Here is a 19067-nt window from a genome sequence, read left to right as displayed (position 1 = left end):
CTGACCAGCACCGCTGGCCAGGCTCATGTCGTCAAATCACCCGATACTCCCCTTCAATCACCTCACTTGAACCAAACGCTTGGCTCAGGTGCGTTTCCACCTCTGTCAGTTGCGCTTGACGTTTGCGCAAATGCTCAAGGTTGCCTTCTTGTTCCACTAGAATCTTCTCGAACCCCTTGATCTGCGGTGCAAAGATTTCCATCACCTTGTCGTGGTCTTTGAGCAGTTTCATGGGTTCAGCGAAGTGGCTCTTGACCACTTCGGCAAGGTCATTCTGCAGTTGTTTGAGTTCGGTTTCCGCGCGCTGCTGCTGGGCAACGCTGATGACGTCGGTCAGTACCTGGATGCCCGCGCCGATGGGCCCCGCCCAGCGGCTGATGTTGGCGGCCAGTTTGGTGGCTTCCCAGGGTTTGAACTTGTAGACATATCCGGTGAGGTTCTTGAGGGTTTCACGGGCAAGGAACACGCCGTTCTTAATGCTTTCGACCGGGATCTTCGAGACAGCACTCAACGCCCTGCTAGAGGCAGATAAGGCCGATGCAGTGATGCTGTCGGCAAAGTCCGACGAGCAGTCCAACTGATGTTCGATGCTGGCACTGATGCCATTCATGATGGTCGAGGACTGGTTGAATGCAGTGCTGAACAGGAGGTCGATGCGGAATCGCAACTTCTCTCCGATGTCGTTCTTGGTGAAGCCGATTTCCGCTTCAAGAAAGGCATGAACCTGATCACGCGGCAAGGTGCGAATGCTGTTGAGCAGGTCTTTTTCCAGGTTACTGAGCTCCTGGTAAAGATTACCGACGGTGGCCAGGACCTTGCGTTTGCCTTCGTCAATATCTTCCTGAATACGTGCCGAGTCACGACGCTGGTTGGCAGCAAGAAGTTCGAACCTGATCAGTTCATCCTTGGCGACACTGATTTTTTTGCCCAGCACATCACGGACCACATCGATTCCGGTTTTCTTGATCAGGGTTTCACGCCCGCTGCCGTCAAGAACGTGTTGGGTCACTCGTTTAAGCTCGTTGATCCGCGAACGCTGGTCATACAGATCCTTTTGTTCCAGCCAAAACTCCAGACCACGACTGTTGGGGTTTGACGCGACGCAGACCACGTTGACAGCTTTGCGCTCGGCGGGTGTCAGGTCAACAAAACGCTGTAGTTTGTCGAGTAGGTTGGTCTTCTTGATGGTGCTTTGCTGCTGAAACTCTTCAGCGTCGCGCAGGTCGGCCACTTCATCCATCTTATTAATGATGAAGATCGTCGAGCTCAATTTATTGAGGTCACGCAATACCCAGCGGACGATGTCCTGGTGGCTTTCCTTGAGTGGGTTCGTCGCATCGACCACGTAGAAAATCAGATGTGCTTCGGAAATGTAGTTCTTGGTGATATCGCCGTACTGGATCAGAGCACCGTTTTCCGCGGTTTTTTCCTTGTCACCAAAAAGACCGGGGGTATCGACGATTTCGCAGCGGTCTTGCAGGTTTTCGGGCCGGTAGATCGCGAGCGCGTCCGAAGACTCGTTTGTGTCGATCTTCATGTCCTTCATCACCTGGCCCAACCAGCCGGCAACTACACTGGTCTTGCCATCGGAGAACGCGCCCAGCAGGGCGATGCGCAGCGTATCGGCCTGGACATCACCAATGGCTTTTTTGATCTTGTCGATATCCTGGGCCACGTCCAACCCCAGTTTCTCCAGCTCACCTACCAGGTTCTGGAGGTTGTCGAGCGAGTGAATCACCTCGGTCTTGCTGGCGTTGAACTGCTTAAATTGTTCCATGGGGCTTAGCTTCCACTTGATTTTTCAACGCCTGGATAGAGGCAATTTTTTCGTCGAACAAGGCACCGACGTCAGCCATTTTGCGGCGCTCATCATCCAGCGGGCTCAGGGTTGAGCCTTCAATCTGGGTCTTGATTTGCTCCAGCATGGCCTGGGTATCCCGTTCGAACGTCTTTTCGCTCGCAACGCGTTCTTTCTTGATGGCTTCGGTGATATTGGCTTGTGCTTCGGCGATCTTCTTGTTGCGTCCGCCGAAGAGGTAACTCAACCCTGCGGCAAGGATTCCGACGACACCGCCGATCACGGCGCCAATGATGTTACCCACCCCAGGGAAGAAGAACGTACCGATCGTGAAACCACTCGCGGCATACCCTCCGATACTCAGTAGGAAACCGCCGAAGTCGGAAAAGTTGAAGTCGATTGCATCCATCGCGCTGGATAGCGAAATTGAACTACTGGCCGCGGTGTTCAAGCGTTGTTGAAAACTAACCCGCTCCGCGTTCTCTTGCAGACGCTTGAGTGCCCGCTCAATATTTTGTGACAGTTGCTGCAGAACCTCTTCCTGGCTCTCTTCCAGACGTTTGGCAAGCTGTTCTTGGCCCGCACTGACGTGTACCTGGATCACCCGCTCTACTTCATCCTTATCACTGAAGTGCTCTTCGACCGCTGCACGTGCGGCACTACTCAGGTCATTGAAAAAAATACCGAGGGCATTGCTGCGGCGTTTGGTGAAGCTGGTTTTCAGCTCTTCAAAACTGAGCCGAATGGATTTCTGACACTCTAGGATTTCCGCACTGATCTTGTCGGAAAATGCCTGGTGCTCATCCCGTTGTTTCTTCAGATCATTCACGGTGTCTTGCAGCAAACGCAGCACTTTGCGCTTGTTGCTTTCAACGATATCAACCTCAAAGTTGGCGCACGCCTGGCCGATGACTTCGTGCAACTGGTCCAGCTGGCTGAAACTGCGCATAGCTTGGCGGCTGGAGAAGTCCTGCTGATAGGCTCGTTGCGACTTCAGCAGGTCAGTACGGCTGGGGTGGATACTGGTCAGGCCGCGCTCATCAAATGCTACGCCGGTCAGGCCGAGCAACCCTTGCAGACTCTGGCAACCACTGACCAATTCGGCGCCGAGAATGTCTTCGAGCACCTCGCGGGTCTGCTGGCGGGTTGCGAGTGCGTCCTTGTGGGTACGCTCCAGCGACTCGCGATCGGTGTCGAACTCATAGGAGTCCGCCTTGCCGCGCAGGTTGCAGATGGCGTAAACCTTGGCGTCACGGTTGAGGTAGTGTTTGATCTTTTGGGCCGTCTCGGCCTCCGGTTTCTTGTTGGTACCGTTGACGTAAAACACCAGGTGGGCCTTGGCGATAGCCGCCTGGACCATCTTTTCATACTTGCTTTCGTTACCCTCGATACCGGGAACGTCGATCAGGTGGAAGCTCTTGCCCTGATGGTTGAACTCGTAGATCACATTATCCTGGGTGAAATCCGCACGACCAGTCCCGACGATTTCACCGTCGATCTGTTCGGCACAGCGCTGCAGGCGCTCCAGTTCTTTCTGCTGTTTCAGCAGGGTCGGCAGCCTGTCGCTGACCAACTCGCTCAAGGAATGTTGTTCGCGCATGGTGGTGTCCGGGAGTCGACGAATGAGAAATAAGTGCCGGGCAAAAAGACGCCGACCTTAAAGCAATTGGGCGTAACCCAAGACTCCCGCGATGACACCGAACGCCAAACCCACGGCCAGACCGATCACCAGTTTCACTGTTGCACGCCGCTCTGAAGCAATGCGCGCAACCTCAGCCTGGCGCTGACTTTCGAGCAATTGCGATTGGCTGGCTTGCAACTGAGCACTTTGCTCCGTCAGTTGCTGCTGACTGCGCTGGCAGTCGCTGCGTGCGCCTTGTAACTGCTGACCAACCTGTTGCAGTTCACCCCGGACCTGGCCCAGCATGCTCTGGCTTTCACTCAGGCGCGTTTCGGTGCCTTGCAGCGCTTGGCGCGTGTTATCCAAATCGCTCTGGGCATGATTAAGCCGCTCTTTGCAGAAGGTGTAATCCTGCTGGGTATGCTCGAGTTGCTGGCGGGTGCTTAACAGGTCGCGCTGGGTCTGGTTGACCAGGGCGCCAATGTCGTCCCCCAGCGCGGCAACGTCTTCGCAGAAGCTGACATAACGCGTACTGAGTTCGTCAATAAGCGCGTCGCTTTTCTCCGAGAACACCGCCTGGATATCACTGACGGTGGCCTGGTTTCTTTTGATCAGCGCCTGGCGTTTCTTTTCTTCAAACAGAATGCGCAGGCTTTCAATGATCGTGCTTTTCCCAGCGTTTGTTTCGCCGAAGAAGGCGATGGTGAAGTTGTCCCACTCGGCATGTTTCTCGAGATAGGTAATCTCGGAGTCGAACCGCAACTTCATTTCGCCGAGTTTTTCTTTAACGCTGGCGAGGTGGGCATTGCCCTTGTCGTTACTGACATCAAGCCTGGAAACGTCTTCCAGTGCAGTGGCGATATCACTCGCCACACGCGCATACAGCTTGGAGAAATCCTGAGCCTTACTCATATCGTCCCTTAATAATGTATCCAGGTGTACTACGCTTCAGGTGGCTAAGTTGCATTTTGCCATCATCGGTGTCAAGTTGATCGGCAGTACACTGCAAGATCCAATTAGCGGCGGTCCGGCTAAGACGTTCCCAGCCTACTCTTCCTGCGCAATCATCCCCTGCAAAATCCCCACCTTCGTCTGCAACTGCTTGATATGCGCCTTCTCAGCGCGCAGCGCAGAACGCAACTCCCGGTTCTCAGCCTCATAGATCCGCCCCCAGCGCGCGTTCCGGCGGCAGGTAAGCGCCATTTTCCAGAGTTCACGCAGCCTCAAGTATTGCAGCAGGAGCACCAGCAGGATGCTCCCCAACACTACCAATGCCCCTGTCGACACTGCTTCTGCCATAGTCATGCGTACTTCCTTGCGTATACCCAATTTGTTTAAACGACAGCCACACGATATGTAGCAATAGACGACAGGTCTAGAATGTAGACTTATACAGGTAAAGTATTCGCACACGTAACGAGGGGATGGAACGCATGCATTGCATTGAACAGGTTTGCTGGGACCTGGCACTTCGCCATTGCTTGATCAAGACTGTCGCCCGGTAGGAGGGCCGGCAGACCACGGGGCACTTGATCCAGAGCGTTGGTAGCAAAAGCCGGCAGGCCGCCAACGACATCAATATGCACATCACCGAACATGCGCCTCAAAACCTTACACATGACAAAAAAATAACCGGCTACGTGCCAAGCAAAACGTTCCAGCCGCTGTTCATCGGTGACGAATCTCAAGCACTTGAGACCGGGGGTTTATGAGTAACCGGGCAAAACGCGGGGCAAGCCGCATCGTGCTATTGCCCTTGACTCTCCCCTATACGGCAGCCCCTACCCTGCAACCCCGTTTCAGGACTCATCCCCATGGCTCAGCGCATTCTGGTCATCCTCGGCCATCCCTCCAGCACCAGTTTCTGTTCGGCACTGGCGGACACCTACATCCAATCGGCCAAAAACGCCGACCATGAAGTACGCGTCCTACGGCTGGGCACGCTGACTTTCGACCCGGTGCTGCATCACGGTTACACCGACATTCAAGCCCTGGAAGCCGATTTGCTCGGTGCCCAGGCAGATATCCTGTGGGCCACCCATTTGGCGTTTGTCTTGCCGATTTGGTGGGGTGGTATTCCGGCGTTGATGAAGGGCTTTATCGATAGAGTTTTCCTACCCGGCTTCGCCTTCAAGTACCGTGCAGGCAAGGCATTTCCCGACAAGCTGCTGCATGGCCGAACCGCACACTTGCTGGTGACGCTCGATACGCCGCCATGGTATTACCGCTGGTTCTACCGCATGCCGGGCATTCATCAGATGCGCAAGACGACGCTGGCGTTTTGCGGCATAACGGTGACCAAGACCTTGTTGCTCGGGCCGGTGCTGGGTTCCACGCCCGCGCAACGCGCTCGTTGGCTGACGCGGGCCGGCGGATTATTTGGAAAAGGGCGTTTTCATGTTCATCGGCAAAGCGGCGCAACTGTCGGGCACGACCATCAAGGCGATTCGTCACTATGAAGCGATCGGCCTGCTTCCCAGCCCGCAGAGAGCGGGGCGGTATCGGGTCTATTCGGCGCAGAGTGTCGAGCTGCTGATGTTGATCAAGTGTGCTCAGCAACTGGGTTTCAAGCTCAAGGAGCTACAGGCCATTTTGCACGGGCACCAGGGCGACGCGCTGCCCTGGGAGCGCGCGAGCCAGGCGATTGCCCGCAAGCAGGAGGAGCTGGCGCTGCAGATGGCGGCACTGCAGAAGATGCAGGCCGGGCTGGTCGAGTTTGACGCGATGCTTAAACACTCAAACCAGAATTGCACGATAAGTACAAATTAGACAATAAATATAAATCAGGTTAGTGTCGCGCTTTCGTCCCGTTGATATTCAGGAGCGCGCCATGACCACACTCTCGGACTTCAAGCTTAAAACCTGCTTTCCCCCGCAGGAGCGTGCGTGATGAGCGCGGTGCCACTGGCGGTTTACGAACTCAGTGCATTGCGCGCCACGCTGTCGCGCCAAGACATGCTGCACGCGGTGGAACAGGCATTGATCAGTCACGCCGACGGCCGCATCGTGGCCCCGCCGCCGGGGGTGTTGTTGTTTGAAAACCCGCCGGGGGACTGTCATATCAAGTCCGGCTACGCGAAAGACGGTTCGGTGTTTGTGGTCAAGCTGGCCATGGGCTTTTATGAGAACCCTTCCCGCGGCCTGGAGACCAATAATGGCCTGGTGCTGGTGTTCGATTCTCACACCGGCAAGACCCGCGCCATCCTCAACGACGAAGGCTGGCTGACCAGTTGCCGCACTGCCGCCGCCGGTGCCTTGGCCGCACGGGCCGGGGCGCCCGCACGGGTGAGCGCGTTAGGCATTCTCGGCAGCGGGCATCAGGCGCAACTGCAGGCGCGCTGGACCTGCGAACTGCTCGGAATCGAGCGTGTGGTGATCTGGGGACGCGCTCCCGAGCGGGCACAACACCTCGCCAACGCACTGCAGCAAGCTGGGTTGAAAGCCCAAGCAGCCGACAGTGTTGAGGCTGTTTTCGCACAGTGCAATCTGGTGATTACCTGCACGCCGTCGACCCAGGCAATCGTACCGGCCGACGTGGTGCGTACAGGCACTCATATTGTCGCCCTGGGCGCAGACAGCCCAGGCAAACAGGAACTGGACCCGTTGCTGCTGCAGAGGGCACGAGTGCTCATGACCGATGACCGGGCCCAATGCCTGGACCATGGCGAAATGAGCCACGCAGTACGGGCCCATTTGATCAGCGACCAGGCCGACGTTTCCCTCGGCCATGTGCTGGCCGGTAAGGCACGCGGGCGTTTCCGCGACGATGACCTGACCATTGCCGACCTGACCGGCCTGGCCGCTCAGGACATCGCACTGGCGACCCTCGCGGTGCAGCGCATGCAGGCCGTGGACTGACAACTGTTCGGACGCCTGCGTACAATCACCGTTCCTTTTTCCTGTGCCCGGTTAACCCATGGTCGATATCGCATTCATCAAGGCAACCGCCGACGGCATCGCCGCCCTGCTCTATCCGGACCTGGAAGCCGTGGTACACGACCTGCACACCGGGCGCATTGCCCACATCGCCAATGGCTTTTCCCGACGTCAGGTCGGGGATGAATCGCTGATCACTGACCTGGCTGAGTTGGCTGCCGGACCCGACACCGTCGGGCCGTATGAAAAGACCGGGATCAACAGCCGTCAGTTGCGTTCGATCTCCCTCGTCGCCCGTGCCGCCAACGGTGAACCCTGCGCCTTGCTGTGCCTGAACTTCGATGTGACCGCCCTGGCCCAAGTGCAGAAACTGATCAACGGCTTTGCCGTGGGCCAGCAGTCCCAGGGGCGCCCAGAATCGCTGTTCAGCGGCGATTGGCGGGAAAAACTCAATGAGATCATCGAAACCCTCGCCGCCGAAAATCATTTGAAACCCGCCGATTTCGGCCGTAGCGAAATCATCCAGGTGCTGGTGCAGGCGCGGGAGCACGGCCTGCTGGATGTGCGTAACTTTGTCGACTACGTCGGCGACTACTTCAAGATTTCCCGGGCCAGTGTGTATAACTATTTGCGCGCCGCGGCGGCGCAGTAACAGGCGACCGCGCAATCGGCTCAGTCGCCCCGTTCATTTGCCCCCATCCCCCATGTCTGCTAGTGTCGCGCCGGTTTACCGTCTACCGGAATAGCCGCCATGGCCCGCAAAAAAGTTGCACTCGATTTCGAACAATCCCTCGCCGACCTGCAAACCCTGGTCGAGCGTCTGGAGAACGGCGAGTTGTCGCTGGAAGACTCGCTGACGGCGTTTGAACAAGGCATCGGCCTGACCCGCGACTGCCAGAGCGCGTTAGCGCAGGCGGAGCAGAAGGTCCAGGTGTTGCTCGAACGCGACGGGGAGTTGGCCGAAGAACCTTTCGATGCGGAACAGCCCGAATGATCGACGCGTATCAGGCCAGTAGCCAAGCCCGGGTCAATGCGGCGCTGGAGCCCTTGTTTGTTGCGCCAAGCCCGGAAATGAAACGGCTCTACGAGGCCATGCGCTACAGCGTGATGAATGGCGGCAAGCGGGTGCGCCCGTTGCTGGCCTATGCGGCCTGCGAAGCCCTCGGCGCGCCTGCCGAACAAGCCAACGGCGCGGCCTGCGCGGTGGAGTTGATTCACGCCTATTCCCTGGTGCATGACGATTTGCCGGCGATGGACGACGATGACCTGCGTCGCGGCCAGCCGACCACCCATAAAGCCTTTGACGAAGCCTGCGCGATCCTCGCCGGCGATGGCCTGCAAAGCCTGGCGTTCAGCGCATTGCTCGACCCGAGTTTGAGCAGCGTGAATGCCGAGATCCGCTTGCGCATGGTCACCACCCTGGCGGTCGCCGCAGGCCCCGCCGGGATGGTCGGTGGCCAGGCCATCGATCTCGGCTCGGTGGGCCAGAAGCTCGATCAACAGGCCCTCGAACACATGCATCGGCACAAGACCGGCGCCCTGATCGAAGCCGCCGTCCACCTGGGCGCCTTGGCCAGTGGGCGTGCCGAAGCCGCGCAATTGGCGGCCTTGCAGGTTTACTCCGGGGCTATCGGCCTGGCGTTCCAGGTGCAGGACGACATTCTCGACGTAGAAAGTGACACCGCCACCCTGGGCAAACGCCAGGGCGCCGATATCGCACGGGACAAACCGACTTATCCTGCGCTGCTCGGGCTGGATGCCGCCAAGGCTTATGCCCTGGAACTGCGCGACCAGGCCCTGGCCGCCCTGCGACCTTTCGACGCAGCAGCCGAGCCCCTGCGAGACCTGGCGCGGTACATCGTCGAACGTCGTCACTGATAACCGCGGCCATTACAGCCACATATCGGTCAAGTTCGGTGCTCTGCGTGGGCAGTTTGCGATGCTTGAGGTAAACTGCCGCCTCTTCTATACCTATAACGATTCGCCTGATGCCCACGACGTTTCAAGAGATTCCCCGCAAACGCCCGTCCACGCCTCTGCTCGACCGTGCTGTCACGCCGGACGGCCTGCGTCGTCTGGGTGAAGCCGAGCTGGTAACCCTGGCCGATGAATTGCGCCTGGAATTGCTCTACACGGTCGGCCAGACCGGTGGGCATTTCGGTGCCGGCCTGGGCGTCATCGAGCTGACCATCGCGCTGCATTACGTGTTCGACACCCCGGACGACCGGCTGGTGTGGGACGTAGGCCATCAGGCGTATCCGCATAAAATCCTCACCGGCCGTCGCGAGCGCATGAGTACCCTGCGCCAGAAGGACGGCATCGCCGCCTTCCCGCGTCGCTCGGAGAGCGAGTACGACACCTTTGGCGTCGGCCACTCCAGCACCTCGATCAGTGCCGCGCTGGGCATGGCGATCGCCTCGCGCCTGCAAGGCAGCGATCGCAAGGCGATTGCGGTGATCGGTGACGGCGCGCTGACCGCCGGCATGGCTTTCGAAGCGCTGAACCATGCGCCGGAAGTGGACGCCAACATGCTGGTGATCCTCAACGACAACGACATGTCGATCTCGCGCAATGTCGGCGGCCTGTCCAACTACCTGGCGAAGATCCTTTCCAGCCGGACCTACGCCAGCATGCGCGAAGGCAGTAAGAAAGTGCTGTCGCGCTTGCCCGGCGCGTGGGAAATCGCCCGCCGCACCGAAGAATATGCCAAAGGCATGCTGGTGCCCGGCACGCTGTTCGAAGAGCTGGGCTGGAACTACATCGGCCCCATCGACGGCCACGACCTGCCAACCCTGATCGCCACGCTGCGCAACATGCGTGACCTCAAAGGCCCGCAGTTCCTGCACATCGTCACCAAGAAAGGCAAAGGCTTCGCCCCGGCGGAAGTCGACCCGATCGGTTACCACGCGATCACCAAGCTCGACCCCCTGGACGCCCCCGCCGCCGCGCCGAAAAAAGCCAGCGGGCCAAAGTACTCCGGTGTGTTCGGCGAATGGCTGTGCGACATGGCCGCCGCCGACCCGCGCCTGGTGGGGATTACCCCGGCGATGAAGGAAGGTTCCGACCTAGTGGCGTTCAGCGAGCGTTTCCCGCTGCGCTACTTCGACGTCGCCATCGCTGAGCAGCACGCGGTGACATTCGCCGCAGGCATGGCCTGCGAAGGCGCCAAGCCGGTGGTAGCGATCTACTCCACCTTCCTGCAGCGCGCTTATGACCAGTTGGTGCACGACGTCGCGGTGCAGCACCTCGACGTGCTGTTCGCCATCGACCGCGCCGGCCTGGTCGGCGAAGACGGCCCGACCCACGCCGGCAGCTTCGACCTGTCCTACCTGCGTTGCATCCCCGGCATGCTGGTGATGACGCCGAGCGACGAAAACGAACTGCGCAAGATGCTCAGCACCGGCCACCTCTACAACGGCCCGGCCGCCGTGCGCTACCCGCGCGGCACCGGCCCGAACGCGGTGATCGAAAAAGACCTGGCGCCGATCGAAATCGGCAAGGGCGTTGTGCGACGCCAAGGCAGCAAGACCGCGTTCCTGGTGTTCGGCGTGCAACTGGCCGAAGCCCTGAAAGTCGCCGAGAAGATCGACGCCACCGTGGTCGACATGCGTTTCGTCAAACCGCTGGATGAAGCGCTGGTGCGCGAGATCGCCGCCGGCCACGAACTGCTGGTGACGGTCGAAGAAAACGCCATCATGGGCGGTGCCGGTGCGGCGGTCAGCGAGTTCCTGGCGCGCGAGAACATCCTCAAGTCGGTGCTGCACCTGGGCTTGCCGGATGTGTACGTCGAACACGCCAAGCCGGCGCAGATGCTCGCCGAGTGCGGGCTCGACGAGGCGGGTATCGAGGCGTCGGTCCGCGAACGCATGACACTCCTGGGTTTATAACCCCCCGAGACTTCTGTAGGAGCGAGCTTGCTCGCGAAAAACGTCAACGATGACGCGTGTACTCTGTATGCACGCGGTGTCCTCAGGTTTTTCGCGAGCAAGCTCGCTCCTACAAAAAGCTATGGACCGCTCTATGAATCACCTGCGCCTTGCCCTGCCCTTGCTGCTTCTGCCAGCCCACGACCTGCTCGCCGACACCCGCGACGCCGCGCTGAAACTCCCCGACGTGGTCATCAGCGCCAACCGCCAGGTCCAGGCGCGCAACGACAGTAGCGCCGCCAACACCGTCTTCACCCGCGACGACATCGACCGCCTGCAACCCACCAGCCTGACCGACCTGCTCAGCCGCGTGCCCGGCGTGCAAGTGGCGCCCACCGGCGGCCGTGGCAGCTTGCCGGGCATCTACCTGCGCGGCACCAAGTCCGCGCAAAGCCTGGTGCTGGTGGATGGCCAGCGCATCGCCAACGCCACCTCCGGCGACAGCGGCCTGCAATACCTGAATGTGGACCAGATCGAGCGCGTCGAAGTGCTGCGCGGCTCGCGCTCGGTGATCTACGGCAGCGATGCGATTGGCGGGGTGATCCAGGTGTTCACCCGGCGCAACGCCGAACAGGGCCTGCAACCGCGCCTGCGGTTGGGCTTCGGCAGCCACCAGAGCTGGGAGCGCAGCCTCGGGCTGTCCGGCGGCGACGAACACACGCGCTTCAACCTGGGCGCGAGCCTGGATGAAAGCGCTGGCATCAACTCGACACACACCTCGTTTCCCAGCGATGGCGACCATGATGCCTACCGCAACCAGTCCGTCAGCCTGAACCTCAGCCACAGTTTCAGTGACGCGTTGGAAGCCGGTTTCAACCTGCTGGATAGCCGCGGCAAGTCGGAGTACGACAACAGCTTCGGCCGCTACGACGTCGCCACCGGGCAGAGCGTCGGCCAGAAACCCTACACCGACTACGCCGTGAGCAGCGCCAGCGGCTATGCCGACGCCCGCCTCAGCGAACGCTGGCAATCGCGCCTGGAACTGGGCCACAGCGAGAACCGCGACACCAAGCGCGACACCCTCAGCGATGACTTCAGCGTATTCAACACCTACCGCGACTCGGTCAACTGGCAGAACGACCTGACGCTGAATGAGCGCAACAGCTTGATCCTCGGCGGCGACTGGTACGAAGACCGCTTCCACGGCTCCACCACGTTTACCGAAAACAGCCGCTGGAACCGCGCCGCCTTTGTCCAGCATCGTTTCCGTAGCGAGTGGTTTTCCACCGAACTGGGCCTGCGCCATGACCAGAACCAACAGTTTGGCAGCCAGAACAGCTGGAGCGGCACCCTCACCGTGCCGATCAACCCCGACAACGATGTGCTGCTCAGCTACAGCGAAGGCTTCCGCGCGCCGACCTTCAATGACCTCTATTACCCGGACACGCAGTACAGCAACCCGAATCTTCAGCCCGAGACCTCCAAGAGTTACGAGCTGCAATGGCGCAGCCAGCTCGGCGACCACACGCGCCTGGAAACCTCGCTGTACCGCACCGACTTGAGCGACGCGATCATCCTCGAAGGCGGCAAACCGCAGAACGTCGCAGCGGCGCGGATCAATGGTTTTGAAGCCGCGCTCAAGCACGAGCTGTTCGGCTGGCAGGGCAACCTGGGCGTTTCGCTGATCGACCCGCGCGACCGCGACAGCGGCCACACCCTCGCCCGCCGTGCGCGGCGCACCCTGAACCTGGACCTGGATCGGCAATTCGATCAACTCGGCGTCGGTGCGAGCTGGCAGGCGATCAGCAGCAGCTACGACGACGAAGCCAATCGCAATCGCCTGAGCGGTTATGCCTTGCTCGGGCTGCGCAGCAGTTGGGCGCTCAGCCGGGAAGTGGCGTTGTCGCTGAAAGTCGATAACGTGCTGGACAAGACTTACGCTCGGGCACGTTACAGCTATGACGATCCGGCGTTCCTGAACAATCAGGACTATCGGGAAGAAGGTCGGGTGTGGAGGGTTGGCGTGACTTGGACGCCGACGCTCTGATAGAAACGTCGGCGTGCCTGCGATTGCGTCAGCGGTTCGGCGCAATCACCTGACACAACCGCGCCAAGGCTTCCAACATCTGCCCGCTCGGCCGTTCCAGGCCTTTGTCCGGCACCAACAGCAAACGCCCCTGCGCCACCGCCGCCAGCTGCGGCCAGGCTTTCCAGGCATCCAACTGCGGTTGATCCGCCGCCAGAATCACCTCGGGGTTGCGCTGCAGCACCGCCTCGACGCTGACCTGCGGCGCGGGCAGCGTGAGGTCGTCGAACACATTGCGCGCGCCGCACACACTCAGCGCATCGCTGATGATCTGCCCACCGCCCACGGTGTACAAAGGCGGGCTCCACACTTGGTAAAACACCCGCAAGGGTTCGGCACGCTGATAGCGCTGGCGCAACCCGGCCAGGCGCTGGCGCAACTGCGCAGACAATTGCCGGCCGGCGTCGGCGCGCCCCAGTTGCTCGGCGATGGCCTGGACCTGCTGGGTCAGTTGTTCGAGGTTATGGGGTTCGGCGACGTAGACCGGGATATTCAGGCGCTGCAACTGTTCACGCTGGGCCGGGCCGATGCTGCCGGGCCAGAGCAGGATCAGGTCGGGCTTGAGGCTGAGCAAGCGCTCGATGTTCAATTGCCCATAGCGCCCGACTGACGCGACCTTCGCCAGCGCCGCTGGCCGTTCGCCGCCGTCGAGCACGCCCACCAACAGGTCGGCAGCGCCCAGTTCAACCACGATTTCCGACAGCGACGGCGCCAGGCTGACCACCCGCTCGACCGCCAGGGCCTGGGCAGCGAACGCCAGCAGCAGGAGCGCCAGCCAGCGAGGCTTCATCCCAATTGACGCGGGATGCGGTAGAGGTAAAACAACACCAGGGTCGACAACGCCAGCAGGAACAACGGCACCGCTTCCAGGCCGACGAATACCGCCAGCGCACCGATCCAGGCGGGCACGGAGGCAATCAGCAACGCCGTGCGCCGACGGGCGGCGAGGGTGATCCAGGCCGTCGGCTCTTCTGCGGTATCGAGGGCTTTAGAGGTGGCGATCAACGCATGTTTATAGCCATGAAAATAGCGCAGGCTGAGAAACATCGAGGCCACGCCCGCAATGAAGAACGGCATGGCCAGCACCGGCAACAGCGGTTCGGCCTGAGCGAACACCAGGTTGATCACGAACAATGGCAGCAACGCCAGCGCCAGGTACTGCCACCAATTGAAGGACAGTCGCCGTTTCACCTGGCCTCGAGTCACGCGCGGTCGACCTCGCCCTGGTGTTCGTTGCCCATCATGTGGTCGAGCTTGCTGGCTTTGGTCGCCAGGTAGAGCTTGTTGTGCGGGTTGTGCCCGGTGTGCAGCGGCACGCGCTCGGCGACGGTGATACCCATCTCGGTCAAGGCTTTGACCTTGCGCGGGTTGTTGGTCATCAGGCGCAGGGATTTCACGCCCAGGTGCTCCAGCATCGGCAGGCAGATGCCGTAATCACGCTGGTCGGCGGCAAAGCCCAGGCGCTCGTTGGCTTCAACGGTGTCGGCGCCGCCGTCCTGCAACTCGTAGGCGCGGATTTTATTCAGCAGGCCAATGCCACGACCTTCCTGGCGCAAGTACAGCAAGATGCCGCGGCCTTCATGGGCAATGGCGCGCATCGCCGCTTCCAGTTGCGAACCACAGTCGCAGCGCTGGCTGAACAGCGCGTCGCCGGTCAGGCACTCGGAGTGGATGCGGCCCAGTACCGGCGCGCCATCGGCGATATCGCCCAGGCTGAGCACGACGTGCTCGCGCCCGTTGGCTTCTTCGAGGAAGCCATGCATGGTGAACATGGCAAAAGGGGTAGGCAGCTTGGAAGCAGCGACGAAAACGACGGGCACCGTGTGCTCCTGATTTCAGATTTCACAGAGGCGGGCATTGTAACAGCACGTTCCTACAGACGCTTAAGCTGAATTATCGTTGATAAAGATCAATCGGCTCGATTGGCCTTCGTCTCGGTTCTATGCAGGTCTGAATGCTGACTCAGGGCGTCTCGCGAAAATGTTGATAACCGCGAACGGCCGGGGTGATGTCGCGCCCGTTCGCGTCGAGCAGCGTCACCCCCTGCCCCGCCTCGACCCGGCCGATCACATGCACCGGCCAGCCGCCCGCCAGCAACGGTGCCAGCGCGGCCGGTGGCAGAGTGAACACCAACACATAGTCGTCGCCGCCACTCAAGGCCGCCACCCGCGCCGCGTCATCGCCGACAAATGCGAGCAAGGCTTTGGATAACGGCAGTCGCTGGCGCTCGACCAGCAGGCTGACAGCCGATGCCTTAGCGATATGCCCACAATCGGCCAGGAGCCCGTCGGAAATATCCATCGCGGACGTCGCCTTGCCCCGAAGGGCAACGCCCAGGGCCAACTGCGGTTGCGGCGACCAGTAATGCGCCAGCAGCGGGTCGGCGATGCTGGCCTCGGCGCTGCGCTGGCCCAGCACCAACGGCAGCGCTCCCGCCGCGTTGCCCAATTCCCCGCCCACACACAGCAAGTCACCCGGCCGCGCACCGCTGCGGGTCAACGCTTGCCCGGCCGGTACACGGCCGAACACGGTCATGGTCAGGCTCAGCGGCCCGCGCGTGGTGTCGCCGCCGACCAGGCCCACGCGGCAGCTCTGCGCCATGGCGTTCAAACCCTGGGCATAGCGTTGCAGCCAATCGGCATCGACGGTGGGGGTTGTGAGGGCCAGGGTAAACGCGATGGGGTCGGCGCCCATGGCGGCCAGATCGCTCACCGCCACGGCCAGCGAGCGCTGGCCGAGCAGGAACGGATCACAGGGGTCGGCGAAATGCACGCCGGCCACCAAGGTATCGGTGGAGATTGCCAACTGCTCCCCGGCGGGGAGCGCCAGCAAGGCGCAGTCATCGCCGATCCCCAGGGCAATGCCCTCGCCGCCCTGCGCACAAGGCGCGGCGGCGAAGTATTTGCGGATCAGCTCAAACTCGCCCATCGGGAACTCAAGCGCGGATCAGCGCTTGTGTTCCTTCACTTCGGCTTCGCGCAGGCGCGGGGCCAGCTTGTCGAGCACGCCGTTGACGAACTTGTGACCGTCGGTCGAACCGTAGACTTTCGCCAGTTCGATGCCTTCGTTGATCACCACGCGGTACGGCACGTCGACGCGCTTGAGCAGTTCCCAGGTGGACAGGCGCAGTACGGCCAGTTCAACCGGGTCCAGCTCGTCGAGGGTCAGGTCCAGGCACGGTGCCAGCGCGATGTCGATCTCGGTCTTATTGGCCGGGACGCCGTGCAGGATGTCGTGGAAGTAGCTGGCATCGACGTCGCTGAAATCGTTGTCGACGCGAAATTGCGCTTCGATTTCGTTCAGCGAGGTTTTCGCCATGTGCCACTGATACAGCGCCTGGGTCGCAAGCTGACGCGCTTCGCGACGCTTGACGCTCTTGGACGGCTTGCCGGCGTCGGCTGGGCGTGGGTCGCGCGGGTTGAAACGATCGCTCTCGTCGGAAATCACTTGGCCTCCAACTGCGCCAGCAGGCTGACCATTTCCAGGGCGGACAGGGCAGCTTCAGCACCTTTGTTACCGGCCTTGGTGCCGGAACGTTCGATGGCTTGTTCGATCGAATCCACGGTCAGCACGCCGAATGCAACCGGTACGCCGAACTCCATGGACACCTGGGCCAGGCCCTTGGTGCATTCGCCAGCCACGTATTCGAAGTGCGGCGTACCGCCACGAATGACCGCGCCCAGGGCGACGATCGCCGCGTATTCACCCCGTTGCGCAACTTTTTGCGCAACCAGTGGAATTTCGAAGGCGCCAGGGGCACGGATGATGGTGATGTCGCTCTCGCTCACACCGTGGCGAACCAGGGCGTCCACGGCACCGCTTACCAGGCTTTCAACCACGAAGCTGTTGAAGCGGCCAACCACCAGGGCATAGCGGCCTTTGGGGGCGATGAAGGTACCTTCGATGGTCTTCAGGGTCATTCGACAAATCTCTTAAAGAGCCGGGACGCGAAAAGTGCGTCCCTCAGTGATGATTTAACCGCGAACAAGGGGCAACAATCGCCAGCCTTTATTCGGAGGGCACGTATTCTACAACTTCCAGGTCGAAACCGGATATCGCATTAAATTTCATCGGTGCGCTCATCAGGCGCATTTTGCGCACGCCAAGGTCGCGCAGGATCTGCGAACCGGCGCCGACGATGCTGTAGGTGGTCGGCGTTTTGACCTGGGTTTGCTCGGCGGACTCACGAATATGCGCGAGCAAGACGTCGCCATCCACCGGGTTGCCCAACAGCAACACCACCCCGCTGCCGGCCTCGGACACCGCGGCCATCGCGGCGCGCAGGCTCCAGCGCCCGGGTTGCTTGACCATCAACAGGTCGCGCAGCGGGTCCATGTTATGCACGCGCACCAGGGTCGGTTCGTCGGCGCAGATGGTGCCCAGGGTCAGCGCCATGTGAACGTCGCCTTCCACCGAATCACGGTAGGTCACCAGGTTGAATTGGCCCAGTTCGCTGTCCAGCGGCTGCTCGGCAATCCGCTGAACGGTACGTTCGTGGATCATCCGGTAGTGAATCAGGTCGGCAATCGTGCCGATCTTGAGGTTGTGTTGGGCGGCAAAGGTTTCGAGTTCGCTACGACGGGCCATGGTGCCGTCGTCGTTCATCACTTCGCAGATCACCCCGCTCGGCTCGAAACCGGCCATGCGCGCCAGGTCGCAGGCGGCTTCGGTGTGGCCGGCGCGGGCAAGGGTGCCGCCCGGCTGGGCCATCAGCGGGAAGATGTGGCCCGGGCTGACGATGTCTTCGGCCTTGGCGTCTTTCGCGGCGGCCGCTTGCACGGTGCGCGCACGGTCGGCGGCGGAGATCCCGGTGGTCACGCCGGTGGTGGCCTCGATCGATACGGTGAACTTGGTGCCGAACCCGGAACCGTTGCGCGGCGCCATCAGCGGCAGCTTGAGCAACTCGCAGCGTTCGCGGCTCATGGGCATGCAGATCAACCCACGGGCGTGCTTGGCCATGAAGTTGATGTGCTCCGGCTTGCACGCCTCGGCGGCCATGATGATGTCGCCTTCGTTCTCACGGTCTTCGTCATCCATCAGGATGACCATCTTGCCTTGGCGGATATCTTCAACCAGTTCTTCGATGCTATTGAGCGCCACAGGGCACCCCCTTGGTCAGGATTTCAGGTAGCCGTTAGCGGCCAGAAAACTTTCGGTGATGTTACTGGCAGGCTTTTGTCGAGAGTCAGACTCTGCGGCCTTATCGCCCATAAGCAGGCGCTCCAGGTAACGGGCAAGCAAGTCGACTTCCAAGTTCACCCGGCGACCTGGCTGGTACGACGCCATGATGGTTTCGCTCAGGGTGTGGGGAATGATGGTCAGTGCGAATTCGGCGCCATCCACGGCGTTCACGGTCAGGCTGGTGCCATCGACGGTGATCGAGCCTTTGTGGGCGATGTATTTGGCCAACTCCTTGGGCGCGCGGATGCGGAACTCCACGGCACGGGCGTTTTCGCTGCGCGCCACTACTTCGCCGACGCCGTCGACATGGCCGCTGACCAGATGACCGCCCAGGCGCGTGGTTGGGGTCAGGGCTTTTTCCAGGTTGACCGGGCTGCCGGCCTTGAGGTCGCTCATCGCCGTGCAGTCCAGGGTTTCGCGGCTGACATCGGCGGCAAAGCCGTTGCCCGGCAAGTCGACGACGGTCAGGCACACGCCGCTGACGGCGATGCTGTCGCCCAGCTTGACGTCGCCCAGGTCGAGCTTGCCAGTGTCAACCAGCAGGCGCACGTCGCCGCCCTTGGGGGTCATGGCACGGATACTGCCGATGGATTCGATAATGCCGGTGAACATGGCCTTCTCCTGGAAAACGGTGCGGGC

The 19067-nt window shown here is 60.8% G+C and carries 21 protein-coding genes and 1 pseudogene; 10 read left to right on the top strand and 12 right to left on the bottom strand.

Annotation, left to right across the window (positions count from 1 at the left end):
* Nucleotides 1–31: 31 nt before the first annotated feature.
* A complete protein-coding gene (locus C5F70_RS28120; RefSeq protein ID WP_046482512.1) occupies nt 32–1777 on the bottom strand; it encodes a LeoA/HP0731 family dynamin-like GTPase in 1746 nt (581 codons plus the stop codon).
* The gene (locus tag C5F70_RS28115; RefSeq protein ID WP_158683895.1) at nt 1764–3245 is read right to left on the bottom strand and encodes a GlsB/YeaQ/YmgE family stress response membrane protein; all 1482 of its coding nucleotides are present in this window, start codon (nt 3243–3245) and stop codon (nt 1764–1766) included. Before C5F70_RS28115 ends, C5F70_RS28120 begins: the two co-directional genes overlap by 14 nt.
* Here C5F70_RS28115 and C5F70_RS30710 point away from each other — a divergent pair.
* The gene (locus C5F70_RS30710) at nt 3225–3431 is read left to right on the top strand and encodes a hypothetical protein (protein ID WP_158683894.1); all 207 of its coding nucleotides are present in this window, start codon (nt 3225–3227) and stop codon (nt 3429–3431) included. The genes C5F70_RS28115 and C5F70_RS30710 overlap by 21 nt on opposite strands.
* 24 nt (nt 3432–3455) lie before the next feature.
* Here C5F70_RS30710 and C5F70_RS28110 read toward each other — a convergent pair whose 3' ends face one another.
* Both C5F70_RS28110 and C5F70_RS28105 read right to left on the bottom strand, forming a co-directional pair.
* A complete protein-coding gene (locus tag C5F70_RS28110; protein WP_046482516.1) occupies nt 3456–4331 on the bottom strand; it encodes a DUF745 domain-containing protein in 876 nt (291 codons plus the stop codon).
* A gap of 135 nt (nt 4332–4466) precedes the next feature.
* Complete coding sequence (locus C5F70_RS28105) at nt 4467–4724, bottom strand: hypothetical protein (protein ID WP_046482518.1); 258 nt, start codon at nt 4722–4724, stop codon at nt 4467–4469.
* A gap of 119 nt (nt 4725–4843) precedes the next feature.
* Here C5F70_RS28105 and C5F70_RS31295 point away from each other — a divergent pair.
* The 9 genes and pseudogenes from C5F70_RS31295 to C5F70_RS28060 form a co-directional block, all read left to right on the top strand.
* Nucleotides 4844–5110 (top strand): annotated as a pseudogene (locus tag C5F70_RS31295) (WYL domain-containing protein); the annotation flags it as partial.
* A 123-nt stretch (nt 5111–5233) separates the two neighbouring features.
* On the top strand, nt 5234–5878 hold the full coding sequence (locus C5F70_RS28095) for an NAD(P)H-dependent oxidoreductase (protein WP_104904372.1): 645 nt from the start codon (nt 5234–5236) through the stop codon (nt 5876–5878).
* Complete coding sequence (locus C5F70_RS28090) at nt 5817–6188, top strand: MerR family transcriptional regulator (protein ID WP_026140359.1); 372 nt, start codon at nt 5817–5819, stop codon at nt 6186–6188. Before C5F70_RS28095 ends, C5F70_RS28090 begins: the two co-directional genes overlap by 62 nt.
* A 120-nt stretch (nt 6189–6308) precedes the next feature.
* Entirely contained in the window at nt 6309–7277 is a 969-nt protein-coding gene (locus tag C5F70_RS28085; protein WP_017849567.1) for a hypothetical protein, read from the top strand.
* A 58-nt stretch (nt 7278–7335) separates the two neighbouring features.
* The gene (locus tag C5F70_RS28080; RefSeq protein ID WP_046482525.1) at nt 7336–7947 is read left to right on the top strand and encodes a transcriptional regulator; all 612 of its coding nucleotides are present in this window, start codon (nt 7336–7338) and stop codon (nt 7945–7947) included.
* A gap of 99 nt (nt 7948–8046) precedes the next feature.
* Nucleotides 8047–8289 (top strand): exodeoxyribonuclease VII small subunit, encoded by a 243-nt coding sequence (locus C5F70_RS28075; protein WP_003176346.1) that lies wholly within the window; start codon nt 8047–8049, stop codon nt 8287–8289.
* On the top strand, nt 8286–9173 hold the full coding sequence (ispA, locus tag C5F70_RS28070) for a (2E,6E)-farnesyl diphosphate synthase (protein WP_017849569.1): 888 nt from the start codon (nt 8286–8288) through the stop codon (nt 9171–9173). Before C5F70_RS28075 ends, ispA begins: the two co-directional genes overlap by 4 nt.
* Before the next feature lie 110 nt (nt 9174–9283).
* Nucleotides 9284–11182 (top strand): 1-deoxy-D-xylulose-5-phosphate synthase, encoded by a 1899-nt coding sequence (gene dxs / locus C5F70_RS28065; protein ID WP_017849570.1) that lies wholly within the window; start codon nt 9284–9286, stop codon nt 11180–11182.
* A gap of 133 nt (nt 11183–11315) precedes the next feature.
* Nucleotides 11316–13208, top strand: coding sequence for a TonB-dependent receptor domain-containing protein (locus C5F70_RS28060; RefSeq protein ID WP_104904371.1), 1893 nt, complete (start codon nt 11316–11318; stop codon nt 13206–13208).
* A gap of 28 nt (nt 13209–13236) precedes the next feature.
* Here C5F70_RS28060 and C5F70_RS28055 read toward each other — a convergent pair whose 3' ends face one another.
* From C5F70_RS28055 to C5F70_RS28020, 8 genes are all read right to left on the bottom strand, one after another.
* On the bottom strand, nt 13237–14037 hold the full coding sequence (locus C5F70_RS28055) for a cobalamin-binding protein (RefSeq protein WP_102616999.1): 801 nt from the start codon (nt 14035–14037) through the stop codon (nt 13237–13239).
* Nucleotides 14034–14453: an MFS transporter gene (locus tag C5F70_RS28050; RefSeq protein ID WP_104904370.1), complete on the bottom strand. Its 420-nt coding sequence runs from the start codon at nt 14451–14453 to the stop codon at nt 14034–14036. Before C5F70_RS28050 ends, C5F70_RS28055 begins: the two co-directional genes overlap by 4 nt.
* A complete protein-coding gene (gene ribA / locus C5F70_RS28045; RefSeq protein ID WP_017849574.1) occupies nt 14450–15067 on the bottom strand; it encodes a GTP cyclohydrolase II in 618 nt (205 codons plus the stop codon). Before ribA ends, C5F70_RS28050 begins: the two co-directional genes overlap by 4 nt.
* A 142-nt stretch (nt 15068–15209) precedes the next feature.
* Nucleotides 15210–16175, bottom strand: a complete 966-nt coding sequence (gene thiL / locus C5F70_RS28040) for a thiamine-phosphate kinase (protein ID WP_046381893.1) — start codon at nt 16173–16175, stop codon at nt 15210–15212.
* Between the two features lie 18 nt (nt 16176–16193).
* A complete protein-coding gene (gene nusB, locus C5F70_RS28035; protein ID WP_017849576.1) occupies nt 16194–16694 on the bottom strand; it encodes a transcription antitermination factor NusB in 501 nt (166 codons plus the stop codon).
* Nucleotides 16691–17167, bottom strand: a complete 477-nt coding sequence (gene ribE / locus C5F70_RS28030; protein ID WP_017849577.1) for a 6,7-dimethyl-8-ribityllumazine synthase — start codon at nt 17165–17167, stop codon at nt 16691–16693. Before ribE ends, nusB begins: the two co-directional genes overlap by 4 nt.
* Before the next feature lie 88 nt (nt 17168–17255).
* Nucleotides 17256–18347 (bottom strand): bifunctional 3,4-dihydroxy-2-butanone-4-phosphate synthase/GTP cyclohydrolase II, encoded by a 1092-nt coding sequence (gene ribBA / locus C5F70_RS28025; RefSeq protein WP_046381892.1) that lies wholly within the window; start codon nt 18345–18347, stop codon nt 17256–17258.
* A gap of 15 nt (nt 18348–18362) precedes the next feature.
* The gene (locus tag C5F70_RS28020) at nt 18363–19040 is read right to left on the bottom strand and encodes a riboflavin synthase (RefSeq protein ID WP_017849579.1); all 678 of its coding nucleotides are present in this window, start codon (nt 19038–19040) and stop codon (nt 18363–18365) included.
* Nucleotides 19041–19067: the final 27 nt, after the last annotated feature.

Source organism: Pseudomonas sp. LH1G9 (assembly GCF_002949975.1).
Taxonomy (GTDB): domain Bacteria; phylum Pseudomonadota; class Gammaproteobacteria; order Pseudomonadales; family Pseudomonadaceae; genus Aquipseudomonas; species Aquipseudomonas veronii.
The sequence above is the reverse complement of the archived record's forward strand: the minus strand, read 5'-3'. Positions and strand labels throughout refer to the sequence as shown.